At 61.6% G+C, this 21972-nt stretch carries 20 protein-coding genes; 10 read left to right on the top strand and 10 right to left on the bottom strand.

Going from position 1 to position 21972, the window contains the following annotated elements; genetic code table 11:
• The first annotated feature begins 384 nt into the window (after nucleotides 1-384).
• From Q8X48_RS01330 to Q8X48_RS01305, 6 genes are all read left to right on the top strand, one after another.
• Nucleotides 385-1908, top strand: coding sequence for a fumarate hydratase (locus Q8X48_RS01330; RefSeq protein ID WP_015096634.1), 1524 nt, complete (start codon nucleotides 385-387; stop codon nucleotides 1906-1908).
• A 144-nt stretch (nucleotides 1909-2052) separates the two neighbouring features.
• Nucleotides 2053-3819: a sensor histidine kinase gene (locus tag Q8X48_RS01325; protein ID WP_407799219.1), complete on the top strand. Its 1767-nt coding sequence runs from the start codon at nucleotides 2053-2055 to the stop codon at nucleotides 3817-3819.
• Nucleotides 3813-5147 (top strand): sigma-54-dependent transcriptional regulator, encoded by a 1335-nt coding sequence (locus tag Q8X48_RS01320; RefSeq protein WP_407799218.1) that lies wholly within the window; start codon nucleotides 3813-3815, stop codon nucleotides 5145-5147. The genes Q8X48_RS01325 and Q8X48_RS01320 overlap by 7 nt, the downstream gene beginning before the upstream one ends.
• Before the next feature lie 298 nt (nucleotides 5148-5445).
• Nucleotides 5446-6765, top strand: coding sequence for an MFS transporter (locus Q8X48_RS01315; RefSeq protein WP_007978480.1), 1320 nt, complete (start codon nucleotides 5446-5448; stop codon nucleotides 6763-6765).
• 223 nt (nucleotides 6766-6988) lie between these two features.
• Entirely contained in the window at nucleotides 6989-7180 is a 192-nt protein-coding gene (locus tag Q8X48_RS01310; protein WP_218482116.1) for a hypothetical protein, read from the top strand.
• 263 nt (nucleotides 7181-7443) lie between these two features.
• Nucleotides 7444-8073 (top strand): flavin reductase family protein, encoded by a 630-nt coding sequence (locus Q8X48_RS01305; protein WP_095965424.1) that lies wholly within the window; start codon nucleotides 7444-7446, stop codon nucleotides 8071-8073.
• Here the strand turns inward: Q8X48_RS01305 and Q8X48_RS01300 are convergent, their stop codons facing one another.
• Nucleotides 8074-8304, bottom strand: a complete 231-nt coding sequence (locus tag Q8X48_RS01300; RefSeq protein WP_015096640.1) for a hypothetical protein — start codon at nucleotides 8302-8304, stop codon at nucleotides 8074-8076.
• Nucleotides 8305-8345: 41 nt separating this feature from the next.
• Nucleotides 8346-8699 carry a putative quinol monooxygenase gene (locus Q8X48_RS01295; RefSeq protein WP_218482114.1) on the bottom strand — a complete coding sequence of 118 codons (354 nt, stop codon included), beginning with the start codon at nucleotides 8697-8699 and terminating at the stop codon, nucleotides 8346-8348.
• 338 nt (nucleotides 8700-9037) lie between these two features.
• Between Q8X48_RS01295 and Q8X48_RS01290 the strand changes: the two genes are divergently transcribed.
• A complete protein-coding gene (locus Q8X48_RS01290) occupies nucleotides 9038-9967 on the top strand; it encodes an AraC family transcriptional regulator (RefSeq protein ID WP_007978490.1) in 930 nt (309 codons plus the stop codon).
• Between the two features lie 130 nt (nucleotides 9968-10097).
• Here the strand turns inward: Q8X48_RS01290 and Q8X48_RS01285 are convergent, their stop codons facing one another.
• From Q8X48_RS01285 to Q8X48_RS01260, 6 genes are all read right to left on the bottom strand, one after another.
• A complete protein-coding gene (locus Q8X48_RS01285; protein ID WP_102675244.1) occupies nucleotides 10098-11153 on the bottom strand; it encodes an ABC transporter ATP-binding protein in 1056 nt (351 codons plus the stop codon).
• 18 nt (nucleotides 11154-11171) lie between these two features.
• Entirely contained in the window at nucleotides 11172-12020 is an 849-nt protein-coding gene (locus Q8X48_RS01280; RefSeq protein WP_007978496.1) for an ABC transporter permease, read from the bottom strand.
• On the bottom strand, nucleotides 12017-12925 hold the full coding sequence (locus tag Q8X48_RS01275) for an ABC transporter permease (RefSeq protein ID WP_095965428.1): 909 nt from the start codon (nucleotides 12923-12925) through the stop codon (nucleotides 12017-12019). Before Q8X48_RS01275 ends, Q8X48_RS01280 begins: the two co-directional genes overlap by 4 nt.
• A 166-nt stretch (nucleotides 12926-13091) precedes the next feature.
• The gene (locus Q8X48_RS01270; protein ID WP_007978499.1) at nucleotides 13092-14195 is read right to left on the bottom strand and encodes an extracellular solute-binding protein; all 1104 of its coding nucleotides are present in this window, start codon (nucleotides 14193-14195) and stop codon (nucleotides 13092-13094) included.
• A gap of 320 nt (nucleotides 14196-14515) precedes the next feature.
• Nucleotides 14516-15964, bottom strand: a complete 1449-nt coding sequence (locus Q8X48_RS01265) for an aldehyde dehydrogenase family protein (protein WP_407799216.1) — start codon at nucleotides 15962-15964, stop codon at nucleotides 14516-14518.
• Nucleotides 15961-17598: a 5-guanidino-2-oxopentanoate decarboxylase gene (locus tag Q8X48_RS01260; RefSeq protein ID WP_407799215.1), complete on the bottom strand. Its 1638-nt coding sequence runs from the start codon at nucleotides 17596-17598 to the stop codon at nucleotides 15961-15963. The genes Q8X48_RS01265 and Q8X48_RS01260 overlap by 4 nt, the downstream gene beginning before the upstream one ends.
• 159 nt (nucleotides 17599-17757) lie before the next feature.
• On the opposite strand from Q8X48_RS01260, the gene Q8X48_RS01255 reads away from it, so the two are divergent.
• Nucleotides 17758-18639 carry a LysR substrate-binding domain-containing protein gene (locus Q8X48_RS01255; protein ID WP_407799214.1) on the top strand — a complete coding sequence of 294 codons (882 nt, stop codon included), beginning with the start codon at nucleotides 17758-17760 and terminating at the stop codon, nucleotides 18637-18639.
• A 110-nt stretch (nucleotides 18640-18749) separates the two neighbouring features.
• Here Q8X48_RS01255 and Q8X48_RS01250 read toward each other — a convergent pair whose 3' ends face one another.
• Both Q8X48_RS01250 and Q8X48_RS01245 read right to left on the bottom strand, forming a co-directional pair.
• Nucleotides 18750-19364 carry an NAD(P)-dependent oxidoreductase gene (locus Q8X48_RS01250; RefSeq protein ID WP_407799213.1) on the bottom strand — a complete coding sequence of 205 codons (615 nt, stop codon included), beginning with the start codon at nucleotides 19362-19364 and terminating at the stop codon, nucleotides 18750-18752.
• A 195-nt stretch (nucleotides 19365-19559) separates the two neighbouring features.
• Complete coding sequence (locus tag Q8X48_RS01245) at nucleotides 19560-20444, bottom strand: MBL fold metallo-hydrolase (protein ID WP_407799212.1); 885 nt, start codon at nucleotides 20442-20444, stop codon at nucleotides 19560-19562.
• A 227-nt stretch (nucleotides 20445-20671) separates the two neighbouring features.
• Here Q8X48_RS01245 and Q8X48_RS01240 point away from each other — a divergent pair, with 227 nt between their 5' ends.
• Complete coding sequence (locus Q8X48_RS01240) at nucleotides 20672-21577, top strand: LysR family transcriptional regulator (RefSeq protein ID WP_407799211.1); 906 nt, start codon at nucleotides 20672-20674, stop codon at nucleotides 21575-21577.
• A gap of 218 nt (nucleotides 21578-21795) precedes the next feature.
• Nucleotides 21796-21972: a hypothetical protein gene (locus tag Q8X48_RS01235; protein WP_007978514.1), complete on the top strand. Its 177-nt coding sequence runs from the start codon at nucleotides 21796-21798 to the stop codon at nucleotides 21970-21972.

Below are 21972 nucleotides of genomic sequence, written 5' to 3'. Positions count from 1 at the left end.
ACTCTGTGGCGAGGGGGCTTGCCCCCGTTGGACTGCACAGCAGTCCCGGTAACAGACAGGTCGTTGTGTCAGGCGGATTGTTTTCACCGGTTTTGCGGCTGCTTAGCAACCGAACGGGGTGGTGCGGCGGTCCGACAAGCCCCCTCGCCACAAAAGCCACTTACTCCTCTTGCAGCTTCAAACTTACAGCTTGTAGCAGCGCCTATGCGACCAACGATTGACTACCGGCGCGTGTGCCGGCCTTTGATGCGCGGTATACTGCCGCGCCTTTTTAGCGTCGCGCCAGCATGCCCGGCGTGCCTTGAAAGGTGCTTGCAACCGACCGATGCACCCAAGCTGCAAGCACCTTATTGTATGTTCCCGTCTTTTAGAGGAGCGCGACTCATGACCGTGATCAAGCAAGACGACCTGATTCAGAGCGTTGCCGACGCCCTGCAGTTCATTTCCTACTACCACCCCGTGGATTTCATCCAGGCGATGCACGAAGCCTACCTGCGCGAAGAATCGCCAGCGGCCCGTGACTCCATGGCGCAGATCCTGATCAACTCGCGCATGTGCGCCACCGGCCACCGCCCGATCTGCCAGGACACCGGCATCGTCACCGTGTTTGTCCGTGTCGGCATGGACGTGCGCTGGGATGGCGCCACCATGGGCCTGGACGACATGATCAACGAAGGCGTGCGTCGTGCCTACAACCTGCCGGAAAACGTCCTGCGCGCTTCGATCCTCGCCGACCCGGCGGGCGCTCGCAAGAACACCAAGGACAACACCCCGGCAGTCATCCACTACTCCATCGTTCCGGGTAACACCGTGGAAGTGGACGTGGCGGCCAAGGGCGGCGGTTCCGAGAACAAGTCGAAAATGGCCATGCTCAACCCGTCCGACTCGATCGTCGACTGGGTGCTGAAAACCGTCCCGGAAATGGGCGCCGGCTGGTGCCCACCGGGCATGCTCGGCATCGGCATCGGCGGTACCGCCGAGAAAGCCGCCGTCATGGCCAAGGAAGTGTTGATGGAATCCATCGACATTCACGAACTCAAAGCCCGTGGCCCACAGAACCGCATCGAAGAAATGCGCTTGGAGCTGTTCGAGAAGGTCAACCAGTTGGGTATCGGCGCCCAGGGCCTCGGTGGCCTGACCACCGTGCTCGACGTGAAGATCATGGACTACCCGACCCACGCCGCTTCACTGCCGGTGTGCATGATCCCGAACTGCGCCGCCACCCGTCACGCACACTTCGTGCTTGACGGTTCCGGCCCGGCCTCGCTGGAAGCGCCACCGCTGGACGCCTACCCGGAAATCGTCTGGGAAGCCGGCCCGTCGGCCCGTCGCGTCAACCTCGACACCCTGACCCCGGAAGACGTGCAGAGCTGGAAGCCGGGCGAAACCGTCCTGCTCAACGGCAAGATGCTCACCGGTCGCGACGCTGCGCACAAACGCATGGTCGAGATGCTGAACAAGGGCGAAACCCTGCCGGTGGACCTCAAGGGTCGCTTCATCTACTACGTCGGCCCGGTCGATCCGGTCGGTGACGAAGTGGTTGGCCCGGCAGGTCCTACCACCGCGACGCGGATGGACAAGTTCACCCGTCAGATCCTCGAGCAGACCGGCCTGCTGGGCATGATCGGCAAGTCCGAGCGAGGTCCGACCGCAATCGACGCGATCAAGGACAGCAAGGCCGTGTACCTGATGGCCGTCGGCGGCGCCGCTTACCTGGTCGCCCAGGCGATCAAGAAGTCCAAGGTGCTGGCGTTTGCCGAACTGGGCATGGAAGCGATCTACGAGTTCGAGGTCAAGGACATGCCGGTGACTGTTGCCGTCGACAGCAAGGGCGAGTCCGTACACATCACCGGTCCTGCCATCTGGCAGAAAAAGATCAGTGAAAGCCTGGCGGTGGAAGTGCAATAAACGGCACTGATGTCTGCTGAAAAAACCGGTTTGTCGGCGACGACAGGCCGGTTTTTTTTCGGCTGGATATCGATACTCCGGCGAGAGCAGAGCGCCCTTCGCATGCTATGGTGCCTTCCCCTATTTTGGCCTGTTGCTCACTGCATGTTGCCGACCTCCCGAACCCTGCGCCTGGCGCTCTACACCCTGCTCATCATCGCCGGCGCCGCCATCGCCGCGACCCTGGCCATGCGCCACGCCGTGCGCCAGTCAATGGTCGAAGACGCCGCCCGAGCCAATCAGCAACTGGCGCTCTATGCCTCGTCGCTGCATACCCTGATCGAACGTTACCGCGCCCTGCCCGCCGTGCTGGCGCTGGACCCGGAGTTGCGCTCGGCACTCAAGGGGACGGTGAGCCCCGGGCAGCAGGATGCGTTGAACCGCAAACTGGAAAAGATCAACGGCGCCGCCGAGTCCTCGACCCTGGAATTGCTCGATCGCACCGGTCTGGCCGTGGCGGCGAGCAACTGGCGTTTGCCCAGCAGTTATGTCGGCCACAACTACGGTTTCCGTCCCTATTTCAACCAGACCCGCACCCAGGGCACCGGGCGTTTTTACGCGGTAGGCGTGACCAGCGGGATTCCCGGCTACTTCCTCTCCAGCGCGGTCAGCGATGACGACGGGCAGTTCCTCGGCGCCATGGTGGTGAAACTGGAATTTCCCGAACTGGAACGCGAGTGGCGCCAGGGCAGCGACACGCTGTTGGTCAGCGACGCGCGCGGGATCATCTTCATCGCCAACCAGCCGGGCTGGCGCTATCGCCTGCTCAAGCCGCTCGGCGACAGCGATCACGCCGAACTCAAGGCCACCCGCCAGTACGACAAGCAGCCCCTGACGCCACTGGAGTTTCAATCATTGCGGCGCTTCGACGACAACAGTGACCTGGTCCGGGTCAATGGCCCGGACGGCAAGGCGGACTACCTGTGGGAGTCCCTGCCGCTGACAGCCGAGGGCTGGACCCTGCATCTGCTGCGGCGCCCGCAAGTCGCCTTCGAAGACAGCCGCAATGCCGCCCTCGCTGCTGCCGGCTTGTGGCTGACCCTGGTGTTCCTGCTGCTGTTTCTCAATCAGCGCTGGCGTCTGGCCAGACTGCGTCAGCGCAGTCGCGAAGAACTCGAACGACTTGTAGAAGAACGCACCCGCGACCTGCGCACCGCCCAGGAGGGCCTGGTGCAGTCGGCCAAACTCGCGGCGCTGGGGCAGATGTCCGCTGCCCTGGCCCATGAGATCAACCAGCCGCTCACCGCCCAGCGCATGCAGTTGGCGACCTTGCGCCTGCTGCTCGACCACGGCCGGGTCGACGACGCCTACAAAGCGCTCAAACCGGTGGATGAAATGCTCACGCGCATGGCCGCCCTCACCGGCCACCTGAAAACCTTCGCCCGCAAAAGCCCCAGCGGTTTGCGCGAACGCCTGGACCTGGCGACGGTGGTGGACCAGTCGCTGCAACTGCTCGACACCCGGCTGCGCGACGAACAGGTCAGCACTGTGTTGCACCTGACCCGCCCGGCCTGGGTGCGCGGCGATGCGATTCGCCTGGAACAGGTGCTGATCAACCTGCTGCGCAACGCCCTCGATGCGATGCAGGACAAACCCTGCAAACGCCTGGAAATCCGCCTCGAAGCCGACGAACAATTGTGGCGCCTGAGCGTGATCGACAACGGTGGCGGTATCGCCGAAGAGAACCTGTCCAAGGTGTTCGATCCGTTCTTCACCACCAAACCGGTGGGCGATGGCCTGGGCATCGGTTTGGCCGTATCGTTTGCCATCGTTCACGAATCCGGCGGGCGCCTGACTGCCGACAATCATGACAAAGGTGCCGTGTTTACCCTGACCTTGCCCATCGACCAGGAGGTGCATGAACCATGCTGAACTCAGTGATGGTGGTGGACGACGAAAGCAGCATCCGCAGTGCCGTCGAGCAATGGTTGAGCCTGTCGGGTTTCGAGGTGCAGCTGTTCAGCCGCGCCGACGAGTGTCTGGCGCAGCTACCGAAGCACTTTGCCGGGGTGATTCTCAGCGATGTGCGCATGCCCGGCATGACCGGCCTGGAACTGCTGGCCGAGGTGCAACGCCGGGATGCCGATTTGCCGGTGATCCTGTTGACCGGCCATGGCGACGTACCGATGGCCGTCGAGGCCATGCGCGACGGCGCCTACGATTTCCTCGAAAAGCCCTTCAGCCCGGAAACCCTGCTCGGCAGCCTGCGCCGCGCCCTCGACAAGCGCCGGCTGGTGCTGGAAAACCGCGCACTGCACGAGCAGGCGGACAACCGCGCCAAACTCGATGCCACGCTGCTCGGCGTGTCCCGTGGCCTGCAAACCCTGCGCCGGCAGGTGCTGGACCTGGCAGCCCTGCCGGTGAACGTGCTGATTCGCGGGGAAACCGGTAGCGGCAAGGAGCTGGTCGCACGCTGCCTGCATGACTTCGGGCCGCGAGCCGACAAGCCCTTTGTCGCACTCAATTGCGCGGCCATCCCGGAGCAACTGTTCGAGGCCGAACTGTTCGGTCACGAGAGCGGTGCATTCACCGGGGCGTCTGGCAAGCGCATCGGCAAACTCGAATACGCCGACGGTGGCACGCTGTTTCTCGATGAAATCGAAAGTATGCCGCTGGCCCAGCAGGTGAAATTGCTGCGGGTGTTGCAAGAGCAAAAGCTTGAGCGACTGGGCTCGAACCAGAGCATTCGCGTGGATTTGCGCATCATTGCCGCGACCAAACCGGACCTGCTCGACGAAGCGCGGGCCGGACGTTTTCGCGAAGACCTGGCCTATCGCTTGAACGTCGCAGAACTACGCCTGCCGCCCTTGCGCGAACGCCGTGAAGACATCCCGCTGCTGTTCGAATCCTTCGCCCAAAACGCCGCCGAACGGCTGGGACGTAAATTTCCACCATTGAGCGGTGCGCAGTTGAGTCACCTGCTGAGCCACGACTGGCCAGGCAATGTGCGCGAACTGGCGAATGTCGCCGAGCGTCAGGTGTTGGGGCTCGGTGAGCCTGTACCGGCGGGGATCGAGCCCGGCCAGTCACTGGCGGCGCAGCAGGAAGCCTTTGAAGCACAGTGCCTGCGCGCGGCGTTGACCCGGCACAAGGGTGATGTCAAGGCGGTGCTTGAAGAGCTGCAACTGCCGCGGCGGACCTTCAATGAAAAGATGCAGCGGCATGGGTTGAGCAGGGAGATGTTCCTGCAAGAGACCTGAGTTTGCAGTGTCTGTCCTGGCCCCATCGCGAGCAAGCTCGCTCCCACAGTGGATCTGTGTACGCCGAACATTGTGGGAGCGAGCTTGCTCGCGATGAGGCCGGCAAAGGCAGTACAAACACACCGCCAGATGAGCAACTTTCCGCTCACCACCACCCACAGATAAGCGGATTTCCGCTCACCAAACCTTCTTCCCCCCTCTAGACCGGCCCTCTCCCCCTTGGCACAGCTCCTGCTATAGCCCCTGCAGGCTGCGTTTAAACGCGCTCCACAAAAACAATTAAACGAAGGATCCTTCAATGGATAACTCCAACTCCCTGCCGCTTGGGTCGGCTGCCGTGCCGGCCAAAGAAAGAACCACGTCCAGCCGCATCAAATCGATCTTCAGCGGTTCCGTCGGCAACATGGTCGAGTGGTACGACTGGTACGTCTACGCCGCCTTCTCCCTGTACTTCGCCAAGACCTTCTTCCCCAAAGGCGACACCACCGCCCAACTGCTCAACACCGCCGCGATCTTCGCCGTGGGCTTCCTGATGCGTCCGATCGGTGGCTGGCTGATGGGGCTGTATGCCGACAAGGTCGGGCGCAAAAAGGCCCTGATGGCCTCGGTGTACCTGATGTGCTTCGGCTCGCTGCTGATCGCCCTGAGCCCGAGTTATGAAGTCATTGGCATCGGTGCGCCGATCCTGCTGGTGTTCGCGCGCTTGCTGCAAGGCCTGTCGGTGGGCGGCGAATACGGCACCTCCGCCACTTACCTCAGCGAAATGGCGACCAAGGAACGTCGCGGCTTCTACTCCAGCTTCCAGTACGTGACCCTGATCTCCGGCCAACTCATCGCCCTGGCGGTGTTGATCGTGCTGCAACAACTGCTGACCACCGAAGAGCTGTACGCCTGGGGCTGGCGCATCCCGTTCGCCATCGGCGCGCTGTGTGCCGTGGTGGCGTTGTACCTGCGTCGCGGCATGGAAGAGACCGAGTCCTTCACCAAGAAGGAAAAAGCCAAGGAAAGCGCCATGCGCACCTTGATGCGTCACCCCAAGGAACTGATGACCGTGGTCGGCCTGACCATGGGCGGTACCCTGGCGTTCTACACCTACACCACGTACATGCAGAAATACCTGGTGAACACTGTCGGCATGAGCATTTCCGACTCCACCACCATTTCCGCCGCCACGCTGTTCCTGTTCATGTGCCTGCAACCGATCGTCGGCGGGCTGTCGGATAAAATCGGTCGCCGGCCGATCCTGATTGCCTTCGGCATCCTGGGAACCCTGTTCACCGTGCCGATCCTCACCACCCTGCACACCATCACGACCTGGTGGGGTGCGTTCTTCCTGATCATGGCGGCGCTGATCATCGTCAGCGGCTACACCTCGATCAACGCCGTGGTGAAAGCCGAACTGTTCCCGACCGAAATCCGCGCCCTGGGCGTGGGCCTGCCATACGCACTGACCGTTTCGATCTTCGGCGGCACCGCTGAATACATCGCGCTGTGGTTCAAGAGCATCGGCATGGAGACGGGTTACTACTGGTACGTTACCGCCTGTATTGCCGTGTCGTTGCTGGTGTACATCACCATGAAAGACACCCGCAAACATTCGCGGATCGTCACCGACTGATCACCGACCGGCGCTCACCGCAACGGTGAGCGCCAGGCCCTTCGCGGACGGTTTCGCGAAGGGCACCATTCGTCTCCCCCTCCACCAGGATAATCATCGGTTAATGCACCGGCAGCAGCCTGCAGCTGAGTGCATCCAGATCGACAGGACGCACGTATATCCGTTACAGGCCTCGAATGAGTGCCTGAACGTATCCATAGCGAACGTACCTGGAGTACCTGCCATGAAAACCCGATTGATCCTTGCCCTGACCCTTTCCGTGCTGGCTGCCAATGCCTTTGCTGCCGACGGTTACGACAAGACCGGTTCGGCCTCCTACGGCTCCGGCACCAGCGCGGCCATTGAACACGCCCATTCGGGCACCTATGCCGCCGATGGCTTCGACAAAACCGGCAGCGCAGAAGCTATCGGCTGAATGTGGAGGGAAATTCACAGCCCGGCTTCGGTCGGGCCTGGTCAATTTGGGGGGAACACAAAGTCTGGCAATCACATAAAACCTGTGGGAGCGACGGTGCGACGATTCGACTTGCTCGCGATTGCGAACTGATATTCAACATAAATGTCGACTGAAAGTCAGTCATCGCGAGCAAGCTCGCTCCCACAGGGTTCTGCATGACTGGAAATCTGCGCCGCGTGCTTGCACCATGAGCGTCTCCCGCAAGTTCCGGTACTCACTCCATGCCCGACGACATCCACTTCTACGAACCCGCCAACGGCCACGGCCTGCCCCACGATCCGTTCAACGCCATCGTCGGCCCGCGCCCTATCGGCTGGATCTCTTCACAGGATGCCGAAGGCCGCTTGAACCTGGCGCCCTATAGCTTCTTCAACGCCTTCAACTACATTCCGCCGATCATTGGTTTTTCCAGCGTCGGACGCAAAGACAGCCTGAACAACATCGAACAGACCGGCGAGTTCGCCTGGAACCTGGCCACGCGGCCGCTGGCCGAGCAGATGAACCAGAGCAGTGCCATGGTCAGGCCTGAGGTCAACGAGTTCGAACTGGCCGGCCTGACGACCGTTGCCTCGAAAGTCATTCAGGTGCCACGGGTGGCCGAAAGTCCGGTGTCCTTCGAGTGCAAGGTCACGCAGATCATTCAGTTGCAGCGAGCGGACGGCAATGTGGTGCCGAGCTGGCTGATCCTCGGCGAAGTGGTCGCCGTGCATATCGCCAAATGGCTGTTGAAGGATGGGGTATACGACACCGCCGCGGCAGAACCGATTCTGCGCGGCGGCGGGCCGGCGGATTATTTCCAGCTGGGGCCTGAGGCGTTGTTCAAGATGTACCGCCCGGGGGCGGTGAAGTGATCACCAGAGCAGGTCGGCGTCTTCTTTGACGTCCTTGAGGTGGGTCAGCTCTTTGGCCGCTGCCAGGTCGGCGTCATGGGCGGTCTTGAAGATCTGGCCTTCCAGCACTTTGTGAAAACGCGGAGCGCCGGAACCACCCAGCGCCTTGACGGCGATAGCGGCGTGGTAACCACCCTCGCCCGGTACTACAGCGGAAACAGCTTCGAAGTGATCAAAGGCTTTACGTGCCATGTCGCGCATCCTGGCTGATTGAGAATGCCGTCATTAAACCCTCAACCGGCCAGTTTGTGTACCTCCAGTGCGGACTGTCCCAGGGCCTGCGCCGCCGACACCTCCTTGAAGGTGTGGAAATCCAGACTGTTGACCACCAGTTCCTGCACCAGCTCGGCAAAAATCTCCATCGCCGGCGTGTTGAAGTAGGCGGTCATGGCCTGTTGATCACTCCAGAAACCGGACACCAGCCACAACTCCGGATCGCATTGCGAATGCTGCAAGCTAAAGCTCAGGCAGCCTGGCGCTGCGCGGGACGGTTCGATCAGGGCGCTGAGACGCACACCGAGTTCCGCAGAGCGCCCGGCGCGCGCTCGAACGAAGGCCATATGACTGACGGGGATTTGCGTGGACATGTTCAACCCTCCCGGGGAGTCGCGTGGCAGCCGGGGGACGGGCTGCGACAGGATCAAAGGTTAAGGGCCGCGACGCCTGTCTCGTTAGTCGATTCCTGCCGGTGCGTTGCACAATCCTGCGAAACTGCATGACAAGCCTGTAACAAGCTGTAAAACCCTGTCACGGTTCTGCCCTACGAGTTTCAAGCAAGTTCTTGCGGCTCAAGGCTCTAGTGGCTACACCGCCAGTCGCCACCAGGCAGAATCAGGCAAGCATCCGGCAGGATGTGTCTACCGCTGCCACTTGCACAAACTTATGCTCTGCTCCATTCCCTCCATGCCTGCCGAGGATGCCGCGCATGACGTCACTCGATCACTTTCAAGCCCCGCTGGACACCGACATGGAAAAGCAGCGCGCGGAACTGGCGGCGATCATCCGCCGCAACACCGCCGAAGATGGCAGTTATGCCACGGCCATCGGCTCGCTGTTCATGTCCCGCCACAGCCAGTCCCACGAGTTTGCCCCGGTGCTCGCGCAACCGGCACTGTGCATCATGGCCCAGGGGCGCAAGGAAGTTCAGTTGGCCAACGAGTATTTCAACTACGACCCGTTGAACTACCTGGTGGTCTCGGTCTCGATGCCGCTCAGTGGACGGGTGGTGGATGTCTCGGCCGAGGAGCCTATCCTGGCCCTGCGCCTGGACATCGATCCGGCGGAAATCACCGCGCTGATCGCCGACGCCGGCCCCCTCGGCGTGCCCTCCCGGCCGACCGGGCGCGGGCTGTATGTCGAGCGGCTCGACACGGCCATGCTGGATGCCGTACTGCGCCTGGCAAGGCTACTGGACACGCCGAAGGACATCGCCATGCTCGCGCCGCTGATTCGCCGCGAGATCCTCTATCGACTGCTGCGCAGCAAACAGGGACATCGGCTGTACGAAATCGCCATCGCCAACAGTCAGAGCCATCGCGTCAGCCAGGCGATCAAATGGCTCAATGGCAACTTTGAACAGCCGTTGCGCATCGATGATCTGGCGAAGGAAGTGAACCTGAGCGTATCGACCCTGCATCACCGCTTCAAGGCGATGACGGCGATGAGTCCGTTGCAGTATCAGAAGCAGTTGCGCCTTCAGGAAGCGCGGCGGTTGATGCTGGCCGAAGGGCTGGAGGCTTCGGCGGCGGGGTATCGCGTCGGGTATGAAAGCCCTTCGCAGTTCAGCCGGGAATACAGCCGGTTGTTCGGCGCGCCGCCGTTAAGGGATCTGGCGCGGTTGCGGTTGTCAGTCTGAACTTGTTTCTTTGCAAGCAGTACTGGCCTCATCGCGAGCAAGCTCGCTCCCACAGGGTCCAGCGTACACCGTCCAATGTGGGAGCGAGCTTGCTCGCGATGAGGCCAGTACAAACAACATCAAACCGGGATCAGGCCCCAAGTACCCGGCAAGCCTCCGCCGGCAAGGTCACCGACACCGGGTGACCGACGCTCAGGCCAAAGCCCTGGCACGGCGTACTCAGCGCGGTGAATGACACCCCGGAACACTCAACCGTGGTCTCGATGGTCGCGCCGATATCGCGCACGAAGGTCACCTTGCCCAGCAAGCGGTTGCCCGCCGTCGCCTGCGGCGCCGACAGTTGCAGGTCTTCCGGACGAATCAGCATCTTCACCTTTTCCCCTGCCGCAACGCTCGTACAGATCGGCACTTGCAGCGCATCGCCACCCGGCAGGCTGACCTTGCCGTTGCCCAGCGCCGTGGCCGGGAAGATGTTGCCCGAACCGATGAAGTCCGCGACGAATTCGTTGGCCGGGTGCCGGTAGATTTCAATCGGCGTACCCACTTGCTGAACCCGGTGTTCACCCAGCACGACCACGATATCGGCCATGGTCATGGCCTCGCGCTGGTCGTGGGTCACCATGATGGTGGTGATGTTCAGGCGCTGTTGCAGTTGACGGATTTCCACCTGCATCGATTCACGCAGCTTGGCGTCCAGCGCCGACAACGGTTCGTCGAGCAGGAGGATTTTCGGGTGATTGGCAATCGCCCGGGCAATCGCCACGCGCTGGCGTTGCCCGCCGGAGAGCTTGGCCACCGGACGATCAATCATTTGCTGCAACTGGATCAACTCCAGCAACTCCACAACCCGCGCCTGCTGGTCGGCCTTGCTGACTCCGCGCAGTTTCAGCGGATAGGCGATGTTCTCACCCACGGTCATGTGCGGGAACAGCGCCAGGGACTGGAACACCATGCCGAAGTTGCGCAGGTGCGCCGGGGTGTGGCCGATGTCTTCACCGTCCAGGCGGATCTCGCCGCCGGTCAGGGTTTCAAGGCCGGCAATCATGCGCAGCAGCGTGGTTTTGCCACAGCCCGAAGGGCCGAGGAAACACACCAGTTTGCCCTCAGGCAAATGCAGGTTCACATCGGTTACCGCGCAGGCCGAGCCGTAATGTTTCTCGACGTTTTCCAGAATCAGACCAGACATTTGAAGTACCTCAAGAAATCAGAACGAAACGCCACCTTCACCAACCAGCTTCTCCAGCGCCCAGATCAGGACGAAGTCGATCAGCACGATCAGCACGGCAAACGAAAATACAGTTGGGTCGAGTGAAGACACGGTGCGGCTGTACATCCAGATCGGCACGGTCATCACATCAATGGTGTAGAGGAAGTAAGTCACGGTGAATTCGTTGAACGAGACGATGAACGCCAGCAGCATGCCCGCCAGGATCCCCGACTTCATCAACGGCACCACCACATCGACAATCGCCCGCAGCGGTGAAGCACCGAGCATCTGCGCGGCCTCCTCGACTTCGCTGCCGATGGAGAGCATCGCTGCCGTGCAGTTCTTCACCACGAACGGCAGCGCCAGGATCACGTGGGCAATCACCAGGCGCGAGGTGGTCATGTGGAACGGCAGGCTGTCGAACACCAGCAGCAATGCCAGACCCAACACCACCATCGGGAACACCAGCGGCAACGACATCAGTTGCAAGGCCACGGCCTTGCCGCGGAACTCGCAACGGGTCAGCGCGTAGGCCGCCGGCACTGCGATGATCGTGGCGAAAATCATGGTCAGGCACGACACCAGCAGGCTGGTGCTCATGGCCTGGCCGAGGCTCAGCACATCGCTGGCGTCCGGCGACACGAAGGTGTGCCAGGCGGCCTTGTACCATTGCAGACTGTAGCTGCTCGGCGGGAAGTCGAGGTTCGACGCGCCGCTGAACGACATCACGATCATGGTCAGGATCGGCAGCACCGCCAACAGCAGGATGAAGCCCGAGAGGATGCCGGCGAACTTGCCGGTCTCGCCGGGCAACAGCCCATAACGTTTCTTGGTCAGGGTACTCATTGGGAAGCCTCCAGCATGCGCCGACGACGGCCAGTGACGTATTCGGACAGGGTCATGATCGCGAGGGTGGTGACGATCAGCACCACGCCGGCAGCGGATGCGGCAGGCCAGTTCATCAACGGCGCGATCTGGTCATGCACCATCACCGCCAGCATCGGCACGCGCCGGCCACCGAGCAGCAAGGGCACCACGAAACTGCTGGCGTTGTAGGCGAACACCAGGGTCGCACCGGTAATGATCCCCGGCAGACTCATCGGCAACACCACCTGGCGGAACACCTGGAAGCGACTGGCGCCGAGGGTGGCAGCGGCTTCTTCGTAGCTGCGGGCGACGCCGCGCATGGCGCTGGCGATCGGCAACACGGCCAGCGGGAAGGCGGTTTGCACCAGGCCCATCAACACACCGTTCTGGTTGTACAACAGCATGATCGGGCGCTTGATCAGGCCCAGGCCCATCAGGGTCTGGTTGAGCATGCCGCCTGGGCCGAGGATCACCAGCCAGCCGTAGCTTTGCAGCAGCAGGTTGACCAGCAACGGCAGCAACACCGCCGCCAGGAAGATCCGTCGCACGAACGGCGAGGTCAGGCGCGACATGGTGTAGGCCACCGGGATCGCCAGAATCACTGCGATCACCGCGCTGATCAGCGCCAGGCGCAGGGTCAGCATCAGGGATTTGAGGTAATAGGGTTCCAGCAACTGGGCGTAGCTGGCCAGGCTGAACCCGGACCATTCCGCGCCTTTGGTGCCCACGCTCATGCGCAGTACCAAGAGGCTGGCGGCAATCAGTACGCCAAGAAACAGCATCGACGGCGAGAGGAAAAGCCAGGCGCGCGTCGTTGGCGAAACACCCCGAGCGGCGCGCACGGGAGCGGCACTCACCGGATGGGTCAGAGGTTGGTGTTCCATAGCAAAGGGTCTCGTCAATGGAGGATCAATGGCACACGGAAGCGGGGTGTCAACCCCGGCCCCCTGTAGGAGCGAGCTTGCTCGCGAAGGACGTGAAGGCGCCGCGCTCATTCAGGCAGCCCTCGTCATCGTTAACGTCCATCGCGAGCTAGCTCGCTCCTACAGATCAGGAAGAAAAGATTTCCGTGTAACGACGAATCCATTGGTCATGCACAGTCGCCAGGAAGGCGTTGTCGTGCATGATCGCCTTCTCGGCAATCTGCTCCGGCGTGAGGATGTACGGGCTCTTGCGCGCTTCGGCGGAGATGATCGCCTTGGCGTTGACCGGGCCGTTGTAGATGTCTTCAGCCATCTTGCCCTGCACCAATGGGTCCAGAGAGTGGTTGATGAAGGCATAGGCCATGTCGGTATCGCCCGGACGGTTCTTCGGCATCACCGAGAGCATCAGGTCGGTGTAGAAACCTTCCTTCATGCCAAAGGTCGCGCCCAGACCGTAGTTCGGATCGCGGATCTGTTTCGGAAAGAACGCCGGTGCGTACAGGCCGCCCATGTCCAGGGAACCGGTGCGGAACAGCTCGGCGATCTGGTTCGGGTTTTCACCCAGGGTCACCACACGATCTTTCAGCTCGGCGAGTTTCTTGAAGCCAGGTTCGATGTTGTGCTCGTCACCACCGGCCAGTTTGGCGGCGATGATGATCAGGTCCATGGCCTCGGTCCAGTTCGGCGGCGGCAGGAAGATGTTCGGCGCCGCGTCGGCATCCCACAGGGAGGCGTAGCTGGTCGGGGCTTCTTTCTGGGTGCGGGTGCTGTAGACCAGACTGTTGCACCACAGCAGGTAACCGATACCGTGGCCATTGGCGCCGGTGCGGTACTTCTCCGGTACATCGACCAGGTTGGGAATGCGGTTGAGGTCGGGTTTTTCCAGCAGGTTGGCGGCGGCCAGACCTTCGGCGCCAACGCCTGCCAGGGTGATGATGTCGTACTGCGGACGATCACCGCCGGCCTTGAGTTTGGCAACCATTTCCGAGGTACTGCCGGTGCGGTCAGCGATGACCTTGCAGCCGTACTTGTCTTCGAACGTCGCGGCGATGTTGCGCAGTGCAGCCAAGCCGGTGTCATCGGACCAGGTCAGCAAACGCAGGGTCTTGCCGGCAAAACGTGTGTCGCTGGCATTGGCCTTGATGAACGGCATGCTCATGGCTGCCGCTGCAACCGAGGCTACGCCCACGGTCTTGATAAATTGACGTCTGTTCAGATCATGCTCGCCCATTACGGACTCCCTTTGTTTTTGTAGGTATAAGGCAGGTCGAAACTGTTGCATCCGCGCGACCGGACCAGCGTTGGCCCCTCTATTTTCGGGGGTTGGCTGAGCCAGCGATTTCATCCTGAGGTCGTGTAAAACAGCTGACTATCGATAAAAACTCATTGAAGCCATGACGCCAGCGCATGCCTACTTTCGGGGCATGCGGATGGGTTTTCTGTAGGAGCGAGCCTGCTCGCGATGGACGCAAAGGCACCGCGCTCATTCAGGTACCCCGCGTTATCGTTGACGTCCATCGCGAGCAGGCTCGCTCCTACAGGTGATCGGTGTCAGACAGCCCGGATCACGTGTTTGATTTCCTGGAAAGCCTGCAAGCCCCAAGGCCCCAATTCGCGGCCTATGCTGCTCTGCTTATAGCCGCCCCAGGCGGTCTGCGGGAAGATCACCTGCGGTGCGTTGATCCACACAAGCCCCGCCTGCAGAGCGTTGGCGACGCGGTCAGCGGTCTCGGCATTGCGCGTGACCACACTGGCGACCAGGCCGAACTGGCTGTCGTTGGCCAGGGCAATCGCCTCGGCTTCAGAGGCAAAACTGCGCACGCAGATCACCGGGCCGAATATCTCTTCACACCACAGCGCACTGTCGAGGGGCACTTCGGTGAAAACCGTCGGCTGCAAAAAATATCCGCGCGGCAAGTCCGCCGGGCGATTGCCACCGCAAACCAGTTTGGCACCGGCGCTCAAACCACGATCGATGTGGCCCAGGACACGCTGGTATTGCGCCTGATTGACCAGCGCGCCCATTTCCACGTTCGGGTCGAACGGGTCGGCCACGCGAATCGCTTCGGCACGGGCCTTCACGCGGCTGAGGAATTCATCGGCCAGTTCATCGGCGACCAGCACGCGGCTGGTGGCGGAGCACATCTGCCCGGCGTTGAAGAAACCACCGCCGCAAGCCACTTCCACCGCAAGGTCGAGATCGGCATCGGCCAGCACCAGCAGCGATGATTTGCCTCCCAGTTCCAGGCTCACGCCTTTGACGGTTTCCGCCGCCCGCTGCATGACCTGCACGCCAACGGCGTTGCTGCCAGTGAAGGAAATTTTCGCGATACGCGGATCCGCCGACAATGGCGCGCCAACAGCCAGGCCAGTGCCACACACCAGGTTGAACACGCCCGCCGGCAAGCCTGCTTCAGCGATGATCGTTGCCAGTTCCAACTCTGGCAGCGGCGTCACTTCCGAAGGCTTGAGCACCACGCAGCAACCGGCGGCCAGGGCCGGGGCGAGTTTCCAGGCGGTGGTGACCATCGGGAAGTTCCATGGCACGATCAGGCCGACTACGCCGCACGGCTCGCGGCGCAAACGCGCACTGAAGTCGTCGCTCGGCAGTTCGATGGCGCTATCCTGCTTCGCGTCCAGCCCTTCGGCCAGACCGGCGTAATACTCGAACGTGGCGATTACGTCATCGACGTCGATCGCGGCTTCGAATTGCGGCTTGCCGTTGTTGCTCGACTGCAAGTGCATCAGTTTTTCACGGTTGGCCTGCACGCCCGCGGCGATTTTGCGCAGGATGGCAGCGCGTTCGGCACCGGTGGTTTTCGACCAGCCGGCGAACGCCTGGGTCGCCGCGCTCACCGCTTGATCAACCGCACGCTCATCGCCGCCATTGACCGTGGTCAACAGGGCTTCGGTCGCCGGGTTGATCACGCGCAGGTGTTCATTGCCGGCCGACCATTGGCCGTTGATGTACAGGCCATCCAGGGTAGTCGGGAACGTCATTTCGACACCGCCTTCATCCACTCGGCCTGGTCGATTTCAATCAGGGTCGGGCCCTGGCGATCGTGGGCCACACGCAATGCGCCGCGCAATTGCTCGACACTGCTGACGGCTTCGGCCGCGCAGCCCAAGGCCTTGGCCACACCGATGAAGTCCGGGGTATAGATGTCCACACCGACCGGCTCGATGGCACGGTTAACCATGTATTTCTTGATCTCTTCGTAGCCCTGGTTATTCCACAGCAGCACGATGACCGGAGTGCGCGCTTCAACGGCGCTGGCCAGTTCCGGCAGGGTGAACTGCAGACCGCCGTCACCGATCAGGCACACCACTGGCGGGCGAATACCGTTTTTAGCGCTGCCGCCGAGCCAGGCACCAATCGCCGCCGGCAAGGCGTAACCGAGGGTGCCGTAACCGGTGGACGAGTTGAACCACCGACGTGGACGCTCCGGGTTGAACGTCAGGTTGCCGGTGTATACCGGTTGGGTCGAATCACCGACGAATACCGCGTCCGGCAGCTCGTGCAGGACGGTTTCGAGGAAACAGGTCTGGGCCAGAGTCGGTGCGTCCCAGGTCGCGGCCAGGTTTTCACGCAGACGAGCGGCCCGTACCTGGCCCCAATCGTTGCGGCGTTCGGCCAGGGATTTGTGCGACAAGGCGCTGAGCAAGGCCTGGGCAGCGTTGCGCGAGTCGGCCACCAGCGCCACGTGCGGCGGGTAGTTGCGCACGGTCTGGTCCGGGTCGATATCGACGCGCAGCAACTTGCCAGGAATCTCGAAGCCACCGGCGAAGGTCACGTCGTAGTCGGTCTCGGCCAGTTCGGTGCCGATAGCCAGGACCACGTCGGCCTCGGCGACCAGCGCACGGGTGGCGACCAGGCTCTGGGTCGAACCGATCAGCAACGGGTGGTTGGAGGCAAGCATGCCCTTGGCATTGATGGTCAGGGCGACCGGCGCGTCCAGCAGCTCGGCCAGCGCAGTCAGTTCGGCCGCCGCGTCGATGGCACCACCACCGGCGAGAATCAGCGGACGCTTGGCGTTGGCCAGCAATTCGGTCATGCGCGACACGGCACTCGGCGAAGCACCGGCGCGGTCGATGTTGACCGGCAGGCTGCTGAGCAGCTCGTCAGCGTCTTCGACCAACACATCCAATGGAATTTCAATGTGCACCGGACGCGGACGGCCCGCCTGGAACAGCGCAAAGGCTCGAGCCAGCACACCCGGCAATTCCGACGCCGACATCAGGGTGTGGGAGAACGCCGCGACACCGGCACACAGTGCGCCCTGGTTCGGCAGTTCATGCAGCTTGCCGCGACCGCCGCCCAACTGGCTGCGCGATTGCACGCTGGAGATCACCAGCATCGGGATCGAATCGGCGTAGGCCTGGCCCATGGCGGTGGTGATGTTGGTCATGCCAGGGCCGGTGATGATGAAGCACACGCCCGGTTTGCCGCTGGTGCGGGCGTAGCCGTCGGCCATGAAGCCGGCGCCCTGCTCATGGCGCGGCGTCACGTGGTTGATGCTCGAACGGGCCAGCCCGCGATACAGCTCCACGGTATGAACCCCCGGAATGCCGAACACCTGCTCGACTCCGTAGTTTTCGAGTAACTTGACCAATACTTCGCCGCACGTCGCCATGTCTTTGCCCTTTTTGTTCGTTTGAGACGCCGGGCATGCGCTGTGTTTATGATGGATTGGCAGGCCCGGGAATGGCCTCATTGGAACGGGCGACACGTAGCCGCAACAATGGATAAAAAGTCATACTAGCCATGTCCTCACGTCATACCTTGGATCCCAATGAAACGACTGCCTCCCCTGCCGGCGCTGCACACTTTTCTGATTACCGCGCAGTGCTGCAATTTCACCCGGGCCGCCGAACAACTACACATTACCCAGGGCGCAGTCAGCCGGCAGATCGCCGGGCTGGAAGATCACCTGGGTTATGAGCTGTTCATTCGCCAGGCCCGAGGCCTGGACCTGACTGCCGAAGGACGGGAGTGGTTGCCCCGGGTGCAGCAGATTTTCGGCCTGATCGATGAGGCCGTGGAACAGATCGGCGAGAAGCGCGAAACCCTGCAACTCAAGGCACCGACCTGCGTCATGCGCTGGTTGCTGCCGCGCCTGCTGCAATGGCAAAGGGAACGCCCGGACGTGCCGGTGGAGCTGACCACCACGGTCAAGCACGGCGTGGATTTTCATCTCGAACAGTTCGATGCGGCGGTGATGTACGGCGCACCGCCGGACCATTCATTGATGTCGCAAAAACTCTTCGATGAACAACTCACGCCGGTGTGTTCCAGACCGATGCTCGAAGGCCCCATACCCCTGCAGGCACCTGCCGATCTGCAACAACACCTGCTGCTGCACCCGACCCGCGATGAACGGGACTGGAAGGCCTGGTTGAAGGCCGCGGATGTGAATTTGACCAATGTCGGCAAGGGCCAGCATTTCGAAACACTGGACCTGGCGATGTCGATGGCGTCCCAGGGAACGGGGGTGGCGATTGGCGACTGGTCGCTGATCGGCGATGACCTGAATGCCGGGCGGCTGGTCATGCCATTCGAATTGAAGGTCACAACAGGGTTGGCGTATTACCTGGTATTCCCCGAAAAACCCGGACCTTCGCCGAAGTTACGTGAATTGATGGGGTGGCTGGTGGCACAGGCGCAGAGCCGCTGAAAAGCTTCGCGAGCAAGTCGGATCGCCGCACCGCCGCTCCCACAGTAGATATCTTGTGAACGCAGTATTTGTGGGAGCGGGCTTGCTCGCGAATGGTTTAAGCCACGCCCTCAATACCCAACTGTAAACCGTTGACGCGAATGCTTTGGCGCCTCGACTTCATCGAGCATTGCAATCGCATAGTCGGCGAACGTGATCCAGCTGCGCCCTTCGCTGCTCACCAGCAAATCATCCTGGCCGAGGCGGAATGTCCCGGTGCGCTCGCCCTCGACAAATTCGGCCGAAGGCGACAGGAAGCTCCAGTCCAGATCCCGCTCTTCACGCAAGTTTGCGAGGAACTCGGCACCGGCGCTGGCCTCTGCCTTGTAGGCCTCAGGGAAACCTTCGCTATCGATCACCCGAGTACCATCGGGCAACAAGAGCGACCCGGCGCCACCCACTACCAGCAAGCGTTTGACCCCGGCCTTCTTCACCGGCCCGATGACGGCACTTGCAGGCAGCGTTGCGAAATGTGCCGCGCTGATGACTGCGTCATGCCCCTCGATGGCTGCTTGCAATGCACTGGCATCCAGAGCGTCGACGTTGCGTGTGACCACACCCGCACGCTGGCCGATTTTCGATGTGTCGCGGGCAATGGCGGTAACGCTATGACCGCGACGCAGGGCTTCTTCCAGCAGTTGGCTACCGGCACGACCGGTGGCACCGATGATTGCGATGTTGCTCATGACGTACTCCAGTTGGTTTGAAAGTATCGGTATGTTGCATAGGAGCTTTTGTGGCGAGGGAGCTTGCTCCCGCTCGGCTGCGCAGCAGTCGTAAAACCTGTGTCTATGGGGAGCCTGAAGGAATGCAGGGGGAGTGCTTCGCACTCCAGCGGGAGCAAGCTCCCTCGCCACAGGAATTCCCATTAACCCTTAAATTTATTCCCCCCACTTCATCTCGCCCTTGGCGACTTTAGCGCTCAGCTCCAGGGAGCTTTCATCGCCCAGTGCCGGGAAGCGTTTCTTCATTGCCGCAATCAGTTCAGCGGAATCCCTGGCCTTGGCGGTTTCTTCGTCGAAGGCCTTGATGTAAGTGGCGGTGAACTGCACGGCTGCCAGGGAGCGACCGCTATCGCCGAGGTAATGGCCCGGCACCACGACCTGCGGTTTCAGGGTTTCAATGGAATGCAGCGTAGCCAACCAATCGGCATGGGACTGTGCCGTTTGCGTATCAGCCATCCACACGTGGATGTTTTGCGCCACCACGACACCGCCGACTACAGCCTTGATCGACGGAATCCACACAAAGCTGCGATCCGGCTGCGGCCCCTCAAGTCCAAGCACCTGCAACTTCTGTCCTTCAAGGACCAGGCTGTCGCCCTTGAGCACGTCCGGCACGATGGTTTTGGCCGGCACATCGGCCCCCATTTTCGGGCCCCAGAAGGCCAGTTTGCCGTCGACGGTTTGCTTGATGTGATCAACGGTCGGCTGCGAGGCGAGGACCCTGGCCTTGGGGAACGCGGCTGTCAGGGTGTCGAGGCCGAAGTAGTAGTCCGGGTCGCCGTGACTGATGTAGATGGTGGTCAGTTGCTTGCCGCTGGCGCGGATTTTTTCCACCACCTGCTCGGCCTGGAACTTGCCGAACTGGGCATCCACCAGAATCGCTTCCTTTTCGCCGCTGACCAGCACCGAGGTCACCGGGAAGATGGCTTTTTCGCCGGGGTTGTAGGCATCCAGCGTCAGGTTCGAGGCGGCTGCATGGGCGGCGAAACCGAAGGCGGCACTTGCCAGTAAAACGCGCTTGAGGGTGGTGAAACCGATCATTTGTTGCTCCGTTGTCCGAATGCCGTGTTTGGCGGATGCCCTTTTTTGTAGGAGCGAGCTTGCTCGCGATGGTCGCAAACGATGACGCGTATTTATCGGGGGATACGCGGTGTATTTGAATTCATCGCGAGCAAGCTCGCTCCTACAGGGGAACAGAGCTTAGTTGCCTGACTCGGTACAAAAAATGCGATGCTTGAACATAGTTTGTTTCTGAAAGCGGGCAAATCATGGATCGTCTTCAAGCAATGCGTGTGTTCGTCACCGTGGTCGACCTCGGCAGCCAGTCGGCCGCCGCCGATCACCTGGAGCTGTCACGGCCGGTGGTGTCGCGGTATCTGGCGGAACTGGAAGATTGGGTTGGCGCGCGCCTGATGCATCGCACCACACGCAAGTTGAGCCTGACCGCCGCCGGCAACGAGATCCTGCCCCGCTGCCGGCAAATGCTCGACTTGTCCAGCGACATGCAAGCCGCCGTCAGCGAACCGGACGACGCACCGCGCGGCCTGCTGCGGATCAGCGTCAGCACCTCGTTCGGCCAGGCGCAACTGGCCGATGCCATGGCCGCGTACGTCAAGCGCTACCCCGGCGTCAGCGTCGACATGCAGATGCTCGATCGCACCGTGAACCTGGTGGATGAGCGCATCGACCTGGCGATCCGCACCAGCAACGACCTGGACCCGAACCTGATCGCCCGCCGCCTGACGGTTTGCCGCTCGGTGATCTGCGCTTCCCCTGCTTACTTAAGCGAACATCCGGCGCCGCAACGGGTCGAGGACCTGAGCCTGCACAACTGCCTGACCCATTCCTATTTCGGCAAAAGCCTCTGGCATTTCGAGCAGGACGGCGAGCAGGTTTCAGTACCGGTGCAGGGCAACATCAGCGCCAACGAGGCCAGCACGCTGTTGCGCGCAACGATCGCCGGCGCCGGGGTGGCGATGCTGCCTACCTACCAGGCCGGCGTGCACATTCACAGCGGCGAATTGATTCGCCTGCTGCCAGTGGCCGAACCCCGGCAAATGAACGTGTATGCGGTGTATGCCTCGCGCAAGCACATGCCAGCGGCGCTGCGCAGCCTGCTGGATTTTCTGGTTGTGAGGTTTCCGGAAGAACCGACGTGGGATATCGGGTTGTAAATGAAAGCCCTGTGGGAGCGAGCTTGCTCGCGATGGCTACCGAACATTCACCAATGATGTCGACTGATCCACCGCTATCGCGAGCAAGCTCGCTCCCACAGGAGGCATCAGCGTTCTGAATGTCGCGGTACATCCATGACGCGCTATTGCTAGCAACTCACCAGCGCTGACCTATGCTCAAAGTAGTACCGAAAGGTATTCGTTCAGAGGTCAACGCCATGAACATCAGAACAAGAAGATACCTCGCGATCTTCATCACCTGCGCGGTCACGCTCGGGCTGTATGGCGCTGCCGCCTGGCGCGTCGAGCAACTGCGCAACCTGCCCCGTGAAGCCGCGAGCTGCAACTTCGAGCGCTGCATCCCCCACAACGCCACCCTCAACGCCCTCCGGTAA

This window comes from Pseudomonas sp. QLc11A (genome assembly GCF_052112305.1).
GTDB classification, from domain to species: domain Bacteria; phylum Pseudomonadota; class Gammaproteobacteria; order Pseudomonadales; family Pseudomonadaceae; genus Aquipseudomonas; species Aquipseudomonas laurylsulfatiphila.
This window is presented reverse-complemented; position numbering and strand designations above follow the sequence as displayed.